At 40.3% G+C, this 20,091-nt stretch carries 13 protein-coding genes; all 13 read left to right on the plus strand.

What is annotated here, in order from left to right; genetic code table 11:
- The first annotated feature begins 79 nt into the window (after nt 1-79).
- The gene (locus tag AC4PG5_RS02400) at nt 80-1,534 is read left to right on the plus strand and encodes a sulfatase family protein (protein ID WP_492029867.1); all 1,455 of its coding nucleotides are present in this window, start codon (nt 80-82) and stop codon (nt 1,532-1,534) included.
- A gap of 49 nt (nt 1,535-1,583) precedes the next feature.
- Nucleotides 1,584-2,738: a sialate O-acetylesterase gene (locus AC4PG5_RS02405; protein WP_492029868.1), complete on the plus strand. Its 1,155-nt coding sequence runs from the start codon at nt 1,584-1,586 to the stop codon at nt 2,736-2,738.
- Entirely contained in the window at nt 2,729-3,430 is a 702-nt protein-coding gene (locus AC4PG5_RS02410; RefSeq protein WP_492029869.1) for a sulfatase-like hydrolase/transferase, read from the plus strand. The genes AC4PG5_RS02405 and AC4PG5_RS02410 overlap by 10 nt, the downstream gene beginning before the upstream one ends.
- A gap of 77 nt (nt 3,431-3,507) precedes the next feature.
- Complete coding sequence (locus AC4PG5_RS02415; protein WP_492029870.1) at nt 3,508-4,485, plus strand: FecR family protein; 978 nt, start codon at nt 3,508-3,510, stop codon at nt 4,483-4,485.
- 180 nt (nt 4,486-4,665) lie between these two features.
- Entirely contained in the window at nt 4,666-7,956 is a 3,291-nt protein-coding gene (locus AC4PG5_RS02420) for a TonB-dependent receptor (protein WP_492029871.1), read from the plus strand.
- An 11-nt stretch (nt 7,957-7,967) separates the two neighbouring features.
- The gene (locus AC4PG5_RS02425) at nt 7,968-9,569 is read left to right on the plus strand and encodes a RagB/SusD family nutrient uptake outer membrane protein (protein ID WP_492029872.1); all 1,602 of its coding nucleotides are present in this window, start codon (nt 7,968-7,970) and stop codon (nt 9,567-9,569) included.
- Nucleotides 9,570-9,585: 16 nt separating this feature from the next.
- The gene (locus AC4PG5_RS02430) at nt 9,586-10,566 is read left to right on the plus strand and encodes a glycoside hydrolase family 18 (protein ID WP_492029873.1); all 981 of its coding nucleotides are present in this window, start codon (nt 9,586-9,588) and stop codon (nt 10,564-10,566) included.
- A 14-nt stretch (nt 10,567-10,580) separates the two neighbouring features.
- Entirely contained in the window at nt 10,581-11,711 is a 1,131-nt protein-coding gene (locus AC4PG5_RS02435; RefSeq protein ID WP_492029874.1) for a DUF1735 and LamG domain-containing protein, read from the plus strand.
- Between the two features lie 176 nt (nt 11,712-11,887).
- Nucleotides 11,888-13,132, plus strand: coding sequence for a glycoside hydrolase family protein (locus tag AC4PG5_RS02440; RefSeq protein WP_492029875.1), 1,245 nt, complete (start codon nt 11,888-11,890; stop codon nt 13,130-13,132).
- Nucleotides 13,133-13,187: 55 nt separating this feature from the next.
- Nucleotides 13,188-14,603, plus strand: a complete 1,416-nt coding sequence (locus AC4PG5_RS02445; RefSeq protein WP_492029876.1) for a sulfatase family protein — start codon at nt 13,188-13,190, stop codon at nt 14,601-14,603.
- 24 nt (nt 14,604-14,627) lie between these two features.
- A complete protein-coding gene (locus AC4PG5_RS02450) occupies nt 14,628-16,943 on the plus strand; it encodes a glycoside hydrolase family 20 protein (protein ID WP_492029877.1) in 2,316 nt (771 codons plus the stop codon).
- Nucleotides 16,944-16,952: 9 nt separating this feature from the next.
- A complete protein-coding gene (locus AC4PG5_RS02455) occupies nt 16,953-18,413 on the plus strand; it encodes a sulfatase family protein (RefSeq protein WP_492029878.1) in 1,461 nt (486 codons plus the stop codon).
- Complete coding sequence (locus AC4PG5_RS02460) at nt 18,413-19,978, plus strand: sulfatase family protein (protein ID WP_492029879.1); 1,566 nt, start codon at nt 18,413-18,415, stop codon at nt 19,976-19,978. The genes AC4PG5_RS02455 and AC4PG5_RS02460 overlap by 1 nt, the downstream gene beginning before the upstream one ends.
- Nucleotides 19,979-20,091: the final 113 nt, after the last annotated feature.

Below are 20,091 nucleotides of genomic sequence, written 5' to 3' on the forward strand. Positions count from 1 at the left end.
TTTCTCTGATAATATATATGTTCCTTCTTATAGCTAAGGACTATAATGAACTCATTTACCAATGTAACTTAATACTATTATGATAAAAATAAATTCTAGATTATTACTATTAACATCTTCACTTGGTGCCACTTCTGTTTTAATGGCTCAACAAACGGCAGCTCCTAATATCATTTTGATTATGGCTGATGATTTAGGCTGGGGAGATGTTGGTTTTAATGGTAATACTTCTATAAAGACCCCTTGTTTAGACCGATTAGCTTCAGAAGGAGTTGTTTTCGAGCAATTTTATTCAGCGGCACCATTATCGTCTCCGACTCGTGCTAGTGTGCTCACGGGAAGGAATGCTTATCGTATGGGCGTATTTGCTCCTAATGTGGGAATCTTACGTCCGGAAGAGAAAACATTACCGGAGATTTTAAAAGAAAACGGATATACTACTGGACATTTTGGAAAATGGCATTTAGGGACTCTAACTTGTGAAGAAAGAGATGCCAATCGAGGTCGACCGGAAAACAAACATTTACTTAATCCACCGGCGGAACATGGATATGATGATGGGTTTGTTACTGAATCTAAGGTACCAAGCTACGATCCAATGTTTGCACCATTATCTAACGATGGACGTTTTTGGGATTATTTATCTGAACATGATGCTCGAAAAGAGTATGGCACATTTTATTGGGATATAAATGGCAAGAAGGTTGTGGATGGGTTAAATGGTGATGACAGCCGAGTAGTAATAGATCGCGTGGTTCCTTTTATAGATCGTGCCTTGAAACAAGGGAAGCCTTTTCTAACTACAGTCTGGTTTCATACACCTCATCTACCTTGTGTTGCGGGACCTGAATATGCGTCTATGTACGAGGGGTTGTCGCTAGAGGAAAGAAATTATTATGGTTGTATTACGGCTATGGACGATCAAATCGAACGTCTAATTCAATTTCTAAAACTAAAAGGCGCATATGAGAATACAATCTTGTTTTTTTGTAGTGATAATGGTCCAGAGTTGCGAACCCCTGGTAATGCAGGCCAGTTTAAAGGGGAAAAGCGCTCTTTATATGAAGGAGGTATTCGGGTTCCTGCTTTTATGATAGGAGGAAAAAAGGCTTTGACAGATAAAGTTAAACAACCTTGTAGTACATCTGATTATCTGCCGACTATACTAGATCTAGTTGGAATTAAAAATACGAATCCAGATCAACTGGATGGGGAATCTTTTACTCCATTTTTATATTCAAAAAATGCTTCTCGAAATAAACCACTTGTCTTTTGTTCCGGTAAGCAAGGAGCAGTGGTTACTTCTACCTATAAGTTATATTATAACGAAGGCAAATATGAATTGTATGATTTGAAGCAAGATCCTATGGAACAACTTGATATTAGTGCTTCCCATTCTGATGAAGTAAAGAAATTGTCTGATTATTTACATCAGGAGTTATCGGCATATCGTCGTTCATTTGAAGGAGAGGAATATGGAAAAACTTCGGTGAACCGGATGAATCAAAAGTGGGAGGGAATCTTTGAAAAGTAAAGGTGAGCGTCTTTGTTTTATTGAGTCATGATCTCAATTTATTTAAAGTATGAAAAGATCTTTATTCTTCTTGTTTAGTCTTTTATTCTGGGTTTCAAACTCAGAAGGAAAGGTGAAATTGTCGAGTGTTCTAGGCAACCATATGGTTCTTCAACAGCACTCTTTGGTGAAACTTAGTGGACGTGCTGATTTAAATGCTACAGTGAAAATTATCACGTCGTGGGATAATAAGACTTATTTAGCTTCAGTAGAGAAAGATGGAACATGGAATGTGGAGGTCGTTACTCAAGCAGCAGGCGGTCCATATACCATTACATTCAATGATGGAGATCTACTTACTTTATGTGATATTTATATAGGAGAAGTGTGGTTATGTTCTGGGCAATCTAATATGGCTATGCCAATGAAGGGATTTGGAGCACAACCTGTATTTCAATCAAATGAGGTCATAGCTAATGTAGACGAGCGGTTACCGATACGTTTGTTTACTGTGGAACGTGCTGCTTCGAAAATGCGTTTGGATGAATGTAAAGGCGATTGGAAACTTCATACCTCTGAGAATGTGGCTGATTTTAGTGCAACAGCTTATTTCTTTGGGTATCAGCTGTATTGTTCATTACATGTTCCTATCGGTTTGATACAAACATCTTGGGGTGGCTCTAAAATCGAATCATGGATGTCACCTGAAAGTCTAGATATCTATCCGGAAATCTCTAGGAAACATTTAATGGACAATGTTACACCGGAGCAACCTCATCGATTGGCTTCCATGCTTTACAATGCAATGCTATATCCTTTGAAAGATGTTTGTTTTAAAGGATGGATATGGTATCAAGGTGAAGCTAATCGAAATGACGCTGATCTGTATCAGAAGTTACTCTGTACGTTTGTAGAGGACTGGCGTACTTTATTTAAAAAGAAAGATCTCCCTTTTTATTATGTTCAAATAGCCCCTTTCGACTATAAAGAGAAACCTTTGTCAGGGGCATTATTACGTGAAGCTCAGTTTAATTGTGAGAAGAAAATCCCTCATTCCGGAATGACTGTTTTGATGGATGCAGGTGATTCGGCTTGTATTCATCCGGCTCATAAGCAAAAAGCCGGAGAACGTTTAGCTTATTGGGCCTTGTCAAAGACCTATGAGAAAAAAGCTATTGTGAGCATAAAGAGTCCCCTTTTTTCGTTTACTATCCGATGGCATTGACACATTGCCCATTTGTCTCTACACCCGATTCAGAAGAATGGCTCCCACTGCGTTCTTCCACTTATAAAGGGAATTCAGTACACTTTCCCGATATGGTGGAATACACTGATAAGTTGGTTGGACGTGTCCTAAAGCAATTGGATGAATTGCACCTTAGAGATAATACCCTCATCATTTTCACGGGTGATAACGGAACAGATAGTCCCGTGGTTTCTATGTTAAATGGGAAACCCTATCCCGGAGGCAAAGGAAAAACGATCGATTCCGGAACCCATGTGCCATTGATTGTATCTTGTCCGAAAGGTGAAACGGGAACCGTTAATGATCGATTGATCGATTTTACAGATTTTCTGCCGACTTTGTGTGATGTTGCCGGAATAGAATGTCCTGCAGATTCAAAGATAGATGGAAACAGTTTCTATCCTCAATTGTACGGGAAAAAGTCAGGGGCAAGAGAGTGGATTTACTGTTGGTATGCTCCACGACAAGTGTTTGACGAAAAAGCGACGGTTTTTGCACGCAATAGGAAATATAAACTCTATCGGACAGGAGAATTCTATGACGTAGAAAATGATTTTTATGAAAAATATTCTATTGCAGAACAAACTATGACTAAAAAGCAAAAGAAAATATTTAGAGCTTTGCGAGCGGTTATTAACGGATATGAAGACGTTGCAAAGAAAAAAAGATAAAATCTTAAACAAAAAGATGTTTCTTGTTGAGTAAATTTAGTTGCTTAGTTGTCTTTTAAATATATAAAGAAAAAAAGATGAAAGATTATATCAGACAGATTATCCGAGTATTCACAAGCTCTTCTCATAATGAAGCCATTAAAAGAGAAGTGCACCAATGGCTAGTATCCCCTGAACATGCTGAAGAGAAAGAAGCAGCATTGCATGATTTATGGGTAGAAACAGAAGGCCAACCGAGCAAGGATATGCGTAAATCGCTGGAAGCTGTTTATCGCAAGACTGGTGTTGCTTCTTCTCAAAATAAACAACGTTATTCCTTGAAGTTTATGCGATATGCTGCAACTGTAGCACTTTTAGTCGCATCTGTATCTGTCACTTACTTTATAACGAAAGGCGAGTATTCAGAGGTTGCTATGGTCGAAAACTATACGCGCTTTGGTGAGGTGCTTACTATAAAATTGCCGGATGGTAGTGAAGTACAGACAAATTCGGGTACCTTATTACTCTATCCTGAGAAATTTACAGGAGATACTCGTACAGTTTTTTTATTGGGTGAGGCTAATTTTAAAGTAAAACCTAATCCGGAAAAGCCTTTTATTGTTCGCTCTAATACGATGTCTGTCACAGCTTTGGGAACTGAATTCAACGTGTCTTCATATTCTGAAAGAAATGAAATCGTAGCGACTCTGATTGAAGGGAAAGTTAAAGTGGTTTGTGGTGCTGATGGGAAAAACTATATTTTGCATCCGGGACAGCAAGTCTCTTATTTGAAAAACTCTGGGCAAAGTCGTTTAAATAATGCTGAAGTAGAGGATGTGATCGCTTGGCAAAGAGGCGTGCTAGTCTTTCGAAGTGTAACCGTGCAAGAAATGATTACAACCTTACAACGAAAGTATAATGTTACAATAGAATATCACGAAGATCGTTTTAATGATGATAAATATAACTTCCGTTTTTCAGAAAAGGCTACTCTTCAAGAAGTACTTGGCATCATGAAGGAAATTGTCGGAGATTTTGAATATTCCATTCATGGGAATTACTATAAGATAAAATAATATCATGAAATAAATATTTGTTTAACCTTTTATAAAAACGCTTGAAAACATGAAAAAAAGTATCCGGAAAAAGGTGGCCGCCTAATCCCGGATATGAAATAAAACTTTTTTTTAGTATACACAAATACTATCATTCGCAAAATTCTAATATGTGTTTAACACTAAAAACTTCACAAAAATATGAATATATATCGATTTAAATCTAAATTTATAACATTATTTTGCTGTTTGTTGATTACTCAGACAGTCCTTTTTGCACAAACGAATAAGAAAGTCACGATAAAGCGAGACAAAATTTCCTTAAAAGAGGCGTTGATTGAGGTTGAAAAGCAAGCTCAGATCTCGGTGGCATACAATGAATCTCAATTGGGAGCCAGTAAAGTCATCTCTTTAAATGTAAATAACCTACCATTAGAAAAAACTCTTGATCAAATCTTAAAAGGAACAGGTTTCTCTTATAAAATTCAGGGAAATCAAGTGTTGATTATTTCAGAAAAAAAGCAATCCTCCAAAACAAAAAAAGTCACAGGTAAAGTTTTGGATAACGAAAAAGAACCTTTAATAGGTGTAAATATTGTTGTAAAAGGCAAGCCTGATGTCGGTACTATAACAAACATTGATGGAAACTTTAGCTTAGAAGTAGCTTCTGGTGATGTCCTTGATATCTCTTATGTCGGTTATACTTCTCAACTTATAAAGATCACAAATGACAATATCTATAATATTCAGTTAGATACAGATGCAAAATTGTTGGATGAAGTTGTTGTAACTGCATTAGGTATCAAGCGTAAATCAAAAGCTTTAGGATACAATTTGACTGAAGTAAAATCGGATGAGATTACTACAGTTAAAGACGCAAACTTTGTAAACTCCTTGACCGGTAAAGTAGCCGGACTACAAATCAATAGCAGTTCTTCTGGTATTGGTGGTTCTACAAAGGTTGTAATGCGTGGTACTAAATCTATTAGCAAGAGCAATAATGTATTGTATGTTGTTGATGGTGTACCATTGAATAATACCAATGGTGGAGAAGCTAGTCAAGGTTTCTATTCTGCTGCTCCCAAAGGAGAGGGTATTGCAGATTTTAACCCGGAAGATATTGAAAGCATGTCTGTCTTAACTGGACCTGCGGCTGCAGCTCTTTATGGTAGCAATGCAGCTAATGGAGCTATTTTGATTACAACTAAAAAAGGTGCAGCCGGTAAAGCAAAAATCACATTCTCGCAAAATGCCGATTTTTCTACCCCGTTTGTTACTCCACGTTTTCAGAATACTTATGGTAATAAGCCAAGTGAGTTCTCTAGTTGGGGAGATAAATTAGAAACCCCAACGTCATACAATCCATTGAACTTTTTTCAAACCGGTTATAATACCACTACTGCTTTGTCGATTTCATTAGGAAATGAAAAAAATCAGACGTTTGCTTCTGTATCTACAACACAAGCCGAAGGTATCGTTCCTAATAATGAATATCAACGTCATAACTTCTCGGTTCGTAATACCTCTAGCTTCTTTCAAGATAAAATGTCATTAGACATGGGATTTAGCTATATTATTCAGAAAGATCAGAACATGCTTGCGCAAGGACAATACTTTAATCCGATTGTTCCTTTATATCTATTCCCTCGTGGAGAAGATTTCACTCCTTACCGTATGTATGAAGACTTTGATGAAGGTCGTCAGTTGATGACACAACATTGGCCTTACGGTGAACAGGGATTGAGTATGCAGAATCCTTATTGGATCACGAACCGCAACATGTTTAACAACGACCGTGATCGTTATATGGCAAATGCCGGATTGAAATATAAAGTGTTTGACTGGATGGATATTAGTGGACGTGTCCGTATTGATAACGCGGTGACTCGTAATATGAAGAAACTTTATGCGAGTACAACGGCCAAATTGTCTCAGGAAAAAGGATATTATGGCGATCGTAAAGTAGTCGATAAACAATTATATGCTGACTTCTTGATTAATATCAATAAGCGCTTTCATGATTTCGATTTGACGGCTAATATTGGTTCAAGTATCCAAAACGTAAGTATGGACGAAGTGGGAGCTGAAGGCCAGTTGAGTATGATTCCTAACTTCTTTGCTTTACACAATGTCGATTTGGGGGCTAATAACTCTCGTTTGAAACAAGACGGATGGGAAGAGCAAACACAATCTGTTTTTGCTAGTGCTGAGTTGGGTTGGAAAAGTATGCTTTATTTGAGTGCTACGGCTCGTAACGATTGGTCTTCTGCGCTGGTAAATACAAAAACTCCTTCCTTCTTTTATCCTTCTGTAGGGCTTTCCGGAGTAATTACAGAGATGATAAAAATGCCGGAATGGTTGACTTTCTGGAAAGTAAGAGCATCTTATAGTTCGGTTGGTAATGCTCCTTCACGCTATTTAACTGTTCCGTCTTTTGGATATGATCCTAGTGGCAATTTCGAAACGAATACACATATGCCTGTTCCGGAATTACATCCTGAACGTACCAAGTCATTTGAATTTGGAACCAATGCTAAATTTTTTAATGGTCGTTTAGGCTTAGATTTTACTTACTATAAATCGAATACTTATAACCAAACTTTTGAGGCGAAAGCTTCTGCTTCTTCTGGCTATTCTACATTCTTCATCCAAGCCGGTGACATTGCTAACTGGGGTATTGAAGCCATGCTTTCTTACGATCAAAATTTCGGTAAGTTGAATTGGAATTCACAGTTGACCTTTAGTATGAACCGTAATGAGGTTAAAGAATTGGTACGCAACTATCCTGATCCTTATACTGGTGCACTCTTAAATATTCCAAGTTTGGAGGTCTCTAAATTTGGTAGTTACCGTATGATTATAGAAGAAGGTGGGTCGATGGGTGACCTTTATGTTTCAAATCGTTTGCGTGAAGATGGTTCGGGATTTATTTATGTAGATCCGGATACCAACCAATTGCAAACTGTTGAAGATATTCAGAAAGTTGGTAATGCCAATCCTGACTTTAACTTTGGTTTCCGCAATAGCTTCTCATGGAAAGGATTCAATTTAGGTTTCTTATTAACTGCGCGTGTCGGCGGCGAGGTGATGTCGGCTACACAAGCTAAGTTAGATGCTTATGGGGTATCTGAGCAATCAGCCTTAGCACGCGATAATGGTGGTGTACCGGTTAACTTTGGAAAGCTCGATTCAAAATATTTCTATGAATATGTTGGAGGAGGCGATACCGGAATGCTTTCTAATTATGTATATAGTGCGACTAATATACGCCTTCAAGAACTTAACTTTGGCTACAATTTGCCACAAAAATGGTTCAATGATAAATTGAATATGACGGTTTCTTTGATTGGCCGTAATCTTTGGATGATTTATAATAAAGCGCCATTCGACCCAGAAAGTATTGCTTTTACCGGTACTTATTTCCAAGGGCTGGATTATTTTATGCAACCTAGTTTGAAAAATGTTGGATTTAGCTTAAGAATACAATTCTAAAAAATACTATTATGAAAAACTATATATTAAATATTGGAAAAGGACTACTTTTAACCAGCCTTGCTTTCTTAACGGCATGTACTGGTATGCTCGGCGATAATATTCCTCCTTATGAAGCCACAGATGATATTTTAGAAGGCGACAATGTAAAGGTTGGAGCTTTCTTCCCTCAGTTGCAGCGTAATGTGATTTCTACACATAATAACCAATTTCAATTATCGCAAAATTTGGTTGGTGACCTCTATTCCGGCTATATGGCTATCCCTACAGCTTTCAATAGCAATTTCAATAACTCAACTTATTTCTTTCAAGATGGTTGGTTGAACAGCCCTTTTGAGAAGGTATACACTCAAGCAGTTGGTGCTTACCTAGAGATTAAGAAAAAGGTGAATGCCGATGAAAATTCCCATGTTTATCAATGGGCACAGATCTTGAAAATTGCTTCTATGCAACGTTTTACAGATATGTGGGGGCCATTACCTTATACTAAAGTTGGCAGCGGTGCTATGACTACCCCTTACGACAGCCAAGAAGAGATCTATATGGCATTTTTTGATGAATTAGATAAAGCAATAGAGGTCTTAACGAAATTTACTTTAACCAATGCCGGTTCTAAGCCTATGGCTCAGTATGATTTGGTTTATGGAGGCGACTATACAAAATGGGTTAAATTTGCCAACTCATTGCGCTTGCGTTTAGCAATGCGCTTAGCTTATGTTCGTCCTGACGTAGCACAAGTTCAAGCTGAAAAATCAATTGCTCACCCGATTGGTGTAATCACTTCTAATGATGATAATGCAGGGGTGAAGACAGTAGGAGCTAATGCCGTTGTTAATCAGTTGTACACGATGTGGGCTAGTTATAACGATATCCGTATGGGTGCTTCTATTTGGTCTGTTCTAACAGGATACGAAGATCCTCGTTTGGATAAGATGTTTACTCAAGGCACAGTAAATGGTAATACGGGTTATTTTGCTCTTCGTACAGGCATCACTTTGGATAGTAATAAAGAACCTCGTTTAGGTTATGCTTCTCCTAATGTGCAGATTGATGATCCTATTGTTTGGATGAATGCTGCTGAAGTTGCTTTCTTAAAAGCTGAAGGTGCTTTACGTGGATGGAATATGGGAGGTGCTACTCCGAATAGCGCTTATGAAGAAGGAGTTCGCCTTTCGTTTAATGAATGGGGAGCAAGTGGAGCAGATAGTTATTTGAGCGATGGTGTGAAGATAGCAGCTAACTATACTGATCCATTGAAATCTTCTAATAATATTAATGCAGTTAGTAATGTCACCATTGCTTGGCAAGAGGGAGACACTAATAATAAAAAGTTAGAACGTATCATTACTCAAAAATGGATTGCTATGTTCCCGAACGGGCAAGAGGCTTGGAGTGAATTCCGTCGTACTGGTTATCCTAAACTTTTCCCGGTTGCTGTAAATTACAGTGCTGGTACAGTCGATACTAATATTCAGATTCGCCGATTACCTTTTGCTAAATCAGAATATTCGTTGAATGAAACAAATCTTTTGAAAGCAATTGAATTATTAGGTGGACCGGATACCGGAGGTACTCGTCTATGGTGGGATGTAGAAAACAAGTCTTTAAACTAAATTAGAAGCAGATTTTATGAAAAATATATTAAGAACGATTGGTTTGATGTTTGGTGTTGTCATGCTTTTACAGTCTTGTGAAGATTGGACAGAAACCGAAGCGAATGTAATACAAGATCTGAATGGAACGCCTAAGTCGGCGGAATACTACGAAAACCTAAGAGCATACAAAAAGAGCGATCACCAAGTTGCTTTTGGTTGGTTCGGCTTTTGGAATGGTGGTACGTCAACATCTGCACGTGGTGCATTACGTAGTGTACCTGATAGTATGGATATTGTCTCTATTTGGGGTGAAAAATACAATCTAAGTCAAACACATATCGACGATATGAGATATGTGCAAGAAGTGTATGGTACTCGAGTAACGTTCACGTTGTTTTCTCATAACATGTCCAACTTGTTTAAGGGAGGAGAATGTCCGTTTGAGAATGTGGCAGAGGATATTCCGGCAGCGGCAAAAGCACTTTCTGATTCTATCTTCAAATATGGCTATGATGGTATCGATTTCGACCATGAATGTTCTTATGGCGATTTATTCTATAATAAAGATAATATGACGACTTTATTAAGAGAAATGCGTAAGAACTTAGGCCCGGATAAACTCATCATGGTAGACGGTCATATTAGCTACATTACGGAAGAAGGATGGCAGTATGCTAATTATGCCATTTCTCAGGCTTATAGTACAGGATCCCCTTCTCGCCTACAGTCCCGCTATGATGACGTGAAAAGTTTTATTGGCCCAGAACGTTTAATTGTATGTGAGAATTTTGAGGCTTATTGGAAAACCGGTGGAGTAAACTATACGGATGAGCAGGGGAGTAAAATGCCTTCTTTATTAGGAATGGCTGGATGGAAACCTGTAGAAGCAGGAGAAGATCGCCGTAAAGGAGGATGCGGAGTATACCATATGGAATATGAGTACGCTCATAACCCTGAATATAAATTTATGCGTCAAGCCATTCAGATCATGAATCCGGCAAACCCTAACAACTAAAAACAAAGAAAAGAATGAAAACGAATATAAAATTGATAGCTATGGCTGCAATAGCATGTTTAACGGCATGCCAGCCTGAATATAGTGTAATTGATAATGGCGTTTTTTTAACCGATGCACGCACATCACCTGCAAAAAAGATTGTGATTGATAATACTGGCGCAAGTACGGTGATATCTGCACGTTTGGGAGCGGCACTCGGAAGTGATGTGACTGTGGAATATGGTACTGATAAGGAAGCCTTAGAGGCCTATAATAAGAAAAATGGAACAGATTATCAATTGCTTCCGGAGAGCTTTTATAGCTTCTCAGAACAAAAAACAATCATTAAATCAGGTGAAATTGCATCAAATCCGATAGATCTGAATGTAAAACCGTTTGATGAAACAGTTGACCCAAGCAAGAAATATGCGATACCTGTTGGTATAGTAAATGCTAGTGGAGCTCAAAAGTTGCCATCTGCTTCTTCTCTAATTGTGTTGTTAGATCAAATTGTGGTAACAACTGTTCCTTATCTTAATGCAGGAAATTATATTTTGACAGAACTTGAAACTCCTTTTGAAGCGGGGCAATGGACCTTGGAATGGAATTTAAAGATGGATGTGTTCAATAGAAATAATGTAACGCAATGGAATATAACCGATGCTAATAATGCAACCAATATCTATTCTCGTTTTGGTGATGTGACTTGCCCGCAAAATCAATTCCAAGCGAAAGTTGGTGCTAATAAGCCTCAGAGTGTAACTGCTTTTACTGCAGGTAAATGGTATCATTTAGCTTTCACATACGATGGTACCAACCTACGTTTTTATGTTGATGGTGAATTAGATTTTATCACACCTCACGCTATTCCTGGAGAAATATTCACATTTAGAAAATTTCAGTTTGCTAATCTTAAAGCATCTTATGGTTTAAAAGGACATATCAGTGAACTTCGTGTTTGGTCTGTAGCTCGTAGTCAAGCTGAAATTTCTAATAATATGTATATTGTATCGCCTGAATCTGAGGGATTAGAAGTTTATTGGAAATGTAACGAAGGCAGTGGACTTGTGATTAAAGATCATTCCGGACACGGCAGAGATGGAACTCTTGCATATGAAGCGACTTGGAAAGAGGGTGTCCGTTTCCCTGATGACGGAAAATAAAGTTTAGAGTATTTGATCATAAATGAGGATGCACTTCACTGGACATCCTCATTTATTTAATCATCTTTTTCGCCTTTAATCATTATTGCCGTATCTTTGAGAAAATATTAATATAGCACCTAATTTGTTTTATAAACCTTATAATCCTGTTAAATCATAAATAAAGAAAAACAACTATGAGAAGAGTAATTAGAACCGGAATGTTATGCTTATCTGTGGCGTTATCATCTTGTACGACCAATCACCAAATCACGCACGAATATATTTTTGAAGCCCAACCTGTCGACCTACAAGTCAAACCTATTCAAGGCAGTTATGAAGTCAATGGTGCGTCGGCTTTGCAAGTGGTTAAACATTTCACTTGGGGTGGCTCGGTTACAAAAGCAGAAGATGGCAAATACTACATGATATATTCTGCACCGGAAACTGGAGTATATCCCTTTACAAATGCTTGGGTTTTTGGCTCTAAGTTAGGTTTAGCAGTTTCCGAACGACCGGACGGCGATTTTCGCCAACTAGGCTTTTTCTATAATCAAGATGGCTTTGCATCCGACACATCCTCTTGGGATGCACAAAGCGCTTCAAATCCACATGTACGTAAATTTGGCGATACTTATTACCTCTATTATGCTGCAACAGTTGATCCGGGTAATGAAAATGTCTCTTCAAAAACCGATACTTTACCTCGCAGAGACCGCATGCAGCAGAATCAGAAGATCGGTGTGATCACATTTCAATCTTTTCTGGATTTATTGAAAGGAAAATTCACGCATTCCGATCGCCCTTTGCTTGAGGCTCGTACTCGCGTGAAGCCGGATAATGTATTAGCTCCTTCTCCAGTCGGCACTCAACCCAAACCCGATAATTTAATTGTGGTTAACCCTGCTGTTGTTTATCGTCCGACAGATGGTAAATATTTGCTTTTCTTTAAAGGAAATATATACGATCCGAATTGGCGTGGAGTCCATGGAGTGGCTATTGGCGATAAGCCGGATGGTCCCTTTGTTGCCCTAAACGAGCCGGTATTCCACTTAGACGGAGTAGAAGGTAAGTTGTCTGCCGAAGACCCTTATGTCTGGTATCATCAACGTGATAAATGTTTCTATGCCGTATTTAAAGATTTTAATGGTAACTTTACAAAAGGAGAACCTTGTTTAGCTATAATGTATTCGGAGGATGGCATAAAGTGGCAGTTGCCTAAGCATTCTTTATTCATGAAGAGAGAGTTGGTTTTAGAGAATGGAGATACAGTAAAAGTCAGCCGTTTGGAACGTCCACAATTGTTGTTAAACGAAGAAGGAGATCCAGAAGTATTATATGCGGCGTGTTCCATCGATAATGTGAATCCGAAGATCGACGGAGGTTCTTTTAATGTGCAAGTCCGAATTAAGACGATGAAAGCTCCAGTAGAGAAACAATAATATGCTTTTTGAGGGGATATAGAAGGAATGATAATTTGTTTATATAAGAAATAAAATGAGACACAAAGTAATCTTAAGTTTAATTGGTGGAGCCGTTTGGGCAAATAACGTACAGGCTCAAGAGCAACCACCGTTGAATATCGTCTTAATCAATTTGGACGATGCCGGGAATGGTGATTTCTCTTTCAAGGGAGCTATTGATTATCAAACTCCTCATATTGATCAATTGGCTGCTGAGGGAATGTCTATGACTAATTTTTACGCCATTCAACCTATTAGTGGGGCTTCCAGAGCCGGATTGATGACAGGCTGCTATCCAAACCGAATAGGGTTTGCTTATGCTCCCAATCCTAATAGCAAGATCGGTATTAGCGATAAAGAAGAAACCATTGCCGAACTGTTGAAGACCAAAGGATATGCAACGGCTATTTTTGGCAAATGGCATTTAGGAGATGCAAAGAAATTCTTGCCGCTTCAACATGGCTTCGACGAATATTACGGTTTGCCTTATTCGAATGATATGTGGCCATACCACCCTCAATATAAATTTCCGGATTTACCACTGATCGAAGGCAATAAGGTGATCGGCTATAATACCGATCAATCTAAGCTGACGACCGATTATACCACTCATGCCGTTGATTTCATTCAGCGGAAAACGAAGGAGGCAACTCCATTCTTTTTATACTTAGCTCATTCTATGCCTCATGTTCCCTTGGCTGTTTCCGATAAGTTCAAAGGAAAGAGTGCACAAGGCTTGTATGGCGATGTGATGATGGAACTGGACTGGAGTGTCGGAGAAATCATTAAAACACTAAAAGAGACCGGAGTTGAAGATCGTACCTTGGTGATCTTAACTTCCGATAACGGACCTTGGGCCAATTATGGTAATCATGCCGGGTCGTCCGGAGGACTTCGTGAAGCCAAAGCAACGACGTTCAATGGCGGAATGCGAGTGCCTTGTTTGTTCTATTGGAAAGGTACAATCGCGTCGGGAAAGATCTGTAACGACCTGATGTCGAATATCGATATCTTGCCGACGCTGACTGAGTTGACCGGAGCTCCTCAACCTAAATTAAAGACCGATGGTTTAAGTATGGTTCCTATCCTTAAGGGAGAACATAAAGGGGCTATTCGTGAATCGTTGTGTTTGTACTATCATAAAAACTCCATGGAGGCTGTGACCGACGGACGATATAAGCTGATTTTCCCCCACAAATACGTTTCATACGAGACTAATGTCCCGGGCAATGACGGTCGTCCGGGTGAGTTAGGCAAAAAAGAAATTACGAGCTGCGAGTTGTACGATTTGCGTCGTGATCCGGGAGAACGGGTTAATGTGATCAGTCAGCATCCCGATATCGTGGAGAAACTCAGTAAGATAGCTAATGATTACAGAGAAGAACTGGGGGACGATCTGACAGGAAAGGAAGGAAAGAATCGTCGAGAACCTGGCAAAGTGGAAAATTAAATATAATTTGAATACAAAATAGATATGATAAGGGTACTTATAGGTTTGTTTATGGTCTTTTCACAGGGGTGCGGATATGCTCCTCCTGTGAAAGAGTCCTTGTGTGCACAAGTTCCGTCGCCTGCATCTGTGCAAGTCGAAAAAGGAAAACCTTTTATGATCAATCAGAATACTGAGATTATTTATCCGGTAGGAAAGACTGAATTATTAAATGGCACCTATCTGGTGATGTCGGAAATAGAAAAGCAGATTGGGGTAACTTTCAAAACAATTGCCGATTCCAAAGGAACAACCGCAAAAGGAACAACCGCAAACCGAATGATCTATCGGTATGACCCAACTCTAAAGGCCGAAGCTTTCCGCTTGAGTGTGAATGCCGATAGCGTCGTGGTGGTCGCAAAAGATGCAGCCGGCTTCTTCTATGGTGCTCAAAGTCTGTTTCATGCTCTTCTTCAACAAAAGCAGAAACCTTATCTGCTTCCTGCCATTCAGATAGAAGATCATCCAGAGATGGCTTATCGTGGAGCCATGCTCGATGTGAGTCGTCACTTTTTCTCAGTCGGACAAGTGAAGCGGTTCATCGACTTATTGGCGATGCATCGGTTGAATTATTTCCATTGGCATCTGACCGACGACCAAGGGTGGCGTATTGAGATTAAAAAATATCCTGAACTCACTCGCGTAGGCGCTTGGCGAGGTAAAGATAAAAATCGTTATGGTGGATTTTATACCCAAGAAGAAATAAAAGAGGTGGTAGCCTATGCCGCGAAGCGGTCTATCACCATTATTCCTGAGATTGACCTACCGGGACATACCACGGCGGCTTTGGCGGCTTATCCGCAATTGGCTTGTGTGAAGAGACCTTATGAAGTCTCATTGGAATCCGGTGGGGTTCACAAGGATGTGGTTTGCCTAGGGCAGGAGTTCTCGTGGCAGTTTGCCAAAGACGTTCTGAAAGAGGTGGCCGACTTATTCCCTTCATCTTATCTTCATATTGGTGGCGATGAAGTGCCGAGAGATCGTTGGAAAGCTTGTTCGCGTTGTCAAGACGCCATTCGTCAATATGGACTAAAGGAGACGGATGGACATTCTCCGGAGGATCTACTTCAGGGAAAATTCAACGAACAGATGGCTCTTTATCTAAAAGGACTGGGTAAAAAGATGATTGGTTGGGATGAGGTGCTTTCTGACCAGATTGATCCGGAAACCGTGATTATGTCATGGCGAGGATTAGGGCGTGGGGTACAAGCCATGAAAAAAGGTCATCCGGTGATTTTCTCGTCGAACGGACATTTCTATTTAAACAATTACCAGTCGTCCGATATGGGATCAGAGCCTAAAGCTACCGGGGGATTGGTGTTAATGCAGAAACTCTATGAGGCAGAATTGATGGTTCCTGAGACAACTGATCAGCAACGCCAGTTGGCACTCGGAGCAGAGATCTGTTTGTGGACATCTTATGTTCCGGATGATGAAACATTAGATTATATGATGTTGCCTCGATTGGCTGCTTTTTCAGAGTTTGCTTGGAGTGGTAGCCGAAGAGGACGTTATGTCGATTTCCTTGAACGTCTTCCTATTATGATCGATTTGTATCGGAAATTAGGATATAACTATGCTTCTCATTTCTTTGAGATCAAAGATGGATATCAGCTTGATCAAGCTAACAAACGCTTGGAAGTAACGCTAAAAGGTTTGGAAGGTACTGATATTTATTATACTTTAGACGGCCGTAAGCCAACTCTGAATTCGAAGAAGTATACTGCTCCGTTTTTTGTGGCTAAAGATGCCGATCTGCGTGCCATTGCTTATACTCCTTCGGGACTTTGTAGCGATGTGTTGAAAAAATCGATCCGTATCAACAAAGCTACGTTTGCCGATATTCGGTTGCTGACCTCACCTTCAGAACGATATGCCGGTGATAACGGTAAGGTTCTAGTCGATGGAGTTCGTAGCTCGGCCTTCCACACTACAGGCATGTGGGTGGGTTATAACCCCAATCCTATGGAAGCAGTGATCGACTTGGGGAATGAGCAGTTGGTAAAGCAGGTTCGTCTCTCTTCGTTGACCGATATGAGTTCCTATATCATGGGAATAGAACGCGTAGACGTTGAAATCTCTATTGATGGTAAGAACTTTAAACAGGTCTCTACGCGATCGTTCGAGGCTCCGGAGGCTACAATGGAAGGAAAGCGGCTTGATAACCTAGAATTAAATTTTTTGGAGATACCGGCTCGTTATGTTATAGTTCGGGCTTATGGCTTTAAAGCTTTACCTGAAGGACATTCGGGAGCAGGACATTCTCCGTTCTTGTTTGTCGATGAAATAGAAATAAACTAATACACAAATATGAAACATTTAAAAACATGGATCTCTGCCTCTCTGGCGTTCACTGTCTTTTGTGGATTTCAGAAGAAGCCTGAGTCTCCCAATATCTTATTCATCTTGGTGGATGATATGCAGAGTGATGCGATTGCAGCTCTTGGTAATAATAATGTCTATACTCCGAACATTGACGGCTTGATTGCTCAAGGAGTGACATTCACCCGAACCTATACCAATGGTGCATTGTGTGGAGCGTTGTCGATGCCTAGTCGTGCGATGTTGATGACAGGTAGGGGAGTCTTCGGTGTTCAGAGCGATGGAATGAAAATACCTCAAGCTCATACCACTCTTCCTGAACATTTGAAAGCGAATGGCTATGAAACGTTTGCTACCGGAAAGTGGCATTCGGATAAGGCTTCTTTCGCTCGTTCTTTTTCTGATGGTGAAAACATCTTTTTCGGAGGAATGCATCCTTATGAAATGAATGGTCATTGTTCTCCACATTTGAAACATTTTGACCCTACGGGTAAGTACGATTCTCCATCTTTTATCGGAAAAGAGTTCTCCTCTAAAATGTTTGCTGATGCTGCGATTGACTTTTTGAAGAGTCGGGGCGGACACGATCAGCCATTTATGGCTTATGTGGCCTTTACTTCTCCTCACGATCCTCGCAACCAATTGCCTAACTATGGTAAAAAATATGTGGCGAACGAACTGGCATTGCCTAGCAACTTCCTTCCCGAACATCCGTTCGACAATGGTGAACTTGCTATTCGCGATGAACAGATCCTTCCACCGCCTCGTACGGGAGAACAGATGCAGAATGAACTGGCTCTCTATTATGGCATGGTGAGTGAGGTCGATCTACAGATCGGACGAGTGCTTCAAGCTCTTGACGAGATAGGCGAACGCGATAATACGATTATTGTCTTTGCTTCCGATAACGGTTTGGCCATGGGGCAAAACGGCTTGTTGGGCAAGCAAAGTTTGTATGAGCATAGCATCGGCGTACCGATGTTGATCATCGATCCACGAGCTAAAAAAGCTCCAAGAAAGACGGAAGCTTTATGTTACCTATACGATATTTATCCAACCCTTTGTGATCTTGCCGGATTGAAAACACCATCTTCTGTGACGGGACGTTCTTTGAAACCGGTGTTGGACGGAAAAACAAATAAGCATCGGAAAGATATCTTTTTGGCTTACTCTAATCAGCAGAGAGCATTGGTGACAGCAGATTATAAATATATCATCTACAATGTGAATGGCAAGATCACTGAGCAATTGTTCGACTTGCGAAAAGACTCGGGAGAACTCGTGAATTTGGTCGATCGGAAACCTAAAAAGGCTGCTGCTTATAAGTCGTTGTTAGCTCAGAGGATGAAAGAGAACAAAGACTTTTGTGATTTGAGTCAACCGCTTTGGTGGAAAGACGGACATAAGCTGACTTGGAATGAACTGATAAAACTTTACATCTTTGAATAATGAGAATCGATATTAAAAAAGTCTGTATCGGACTGCTACCTTTAGCTTCGGCAAACTTGACAACAGTCGACGCAGCTGTTCCTCAAAAAGAGGGAAAACGTCCCAATATCTTATTTATATTGAGTGACGACCATACGTCTCAGACCTGGGGCATATATGGTGGGGCGTTGCAAAATTATGTTCAGAATCAAAACATTCGTCGTTTGGCCAACGAAGGCGTTGTGCTCGATAATTGCTTTTGTACAAACTCTATCTCGACGCCGAGTCGTGCGGCCATCCTTACCGGACGATATAGCCACCATAATGGAGTATATACGTTATCCGACACCTTAGACACCTCGTTGCCTACCATAGCCAAAGTGTTACAAGAGGCCGGTTATCATACGGGACTAGTGGGTAAGTGGCATTTAAAGTCGCAGCCACAAGGGTTCGACTATTATTCTGTTTTTCACGATCAGGGAGAATATCGTGATCCGACGTTTAAGAACAGTGACCAACCTTGGCCGGGACAGCGAAACTTTGGGGAGCGTTTGCATGGATTCTCGACGGATATTGTGACTCAAAAGGCTATTGACTGGATGAAACAACAAGATAAGGATCAGCCTTTCATGATGTGTTGCCATTTTAAGGCGACGCATGAGCCATACGACTTTCCGGAGAGGATGCGACACCTTTACGACGGAGTCACATTCCCCGAACCGGAGAACCTTATGGATTGGGGGCCTGAGACTACTGGACGGACGTTCCAAGGACAACCTCTTGAGGAGATGATCCGTCGTTGGGAAACGGCTTCTGCCGATCCTGATAAATGGTGGTGTCGTTATCCGGAATTGCCGTTCTCGACTAAGGGAATGAGTAAGGTGGCCGCTCGTAAAGCTGCTTATCAAAAGTTGATGCGCGACTACCTCCGTTGTGCAGCTACGGTCGACGATAATATTGGAAAGTTGATGAGTGCTCTCGATGAGATGGGCATTGCCGACAATACGATTGTGGTTTATGTAGCCGATCAGGGCTACTTCTTAGGCGAGCATGGCTTTTTTGATAAACGTATGTTTTATGAAGAAGCGGCTAGAATGCCTTTTGTGATCCGCTATCCTCATGAATTGCCTAAGGGTAAGCGGTTGAATGATCTTGTTTTGAATGTGGATTTTGCACAAACGTTGGCCGACTTTGCAGGAGTTGACGGTCCCGACGGCTCTCAAGGACGAAGCTTCAGAAGCAACCTTCGTGGTGAGACACCAAAGGATTGGCGAAAGAGCATTTATTATCGCTATTGGACTCAGCATAAAGAGCGCCCGGCTCACATCGGAGTGAGAAACGATCGTTATAAATTGATCTTCTTATATGGCGATAAACTGAACATGACAGGATCATCGGATTACGTTTCCGAACCGGCATGGGAGTTTTACGATTTGAAGAAAGATCCTAAAGAAAATCATAATGCTTATCACGATAAGGCTTATGCCGACGTGATTAAAGAGATGAAAAAAGAGATGTTACGTCTGCGTCAGGAAGTTGGCGATACAGACGAACGTGTTGGTGGAATGATTAAAACAGTCAACTAACACATTCCGCTGACGGACAACGAATCTAGCGTTTGGGGTTAACAGCTGGCTGGCAGACCGATAGGGAGAAGTCTCTCTTTATTGGTCTGCCTTTTTTTGATCGATTTTTACGA

The organism is Bacteroides sp. QWL-09, assembly GCF_058683585.1.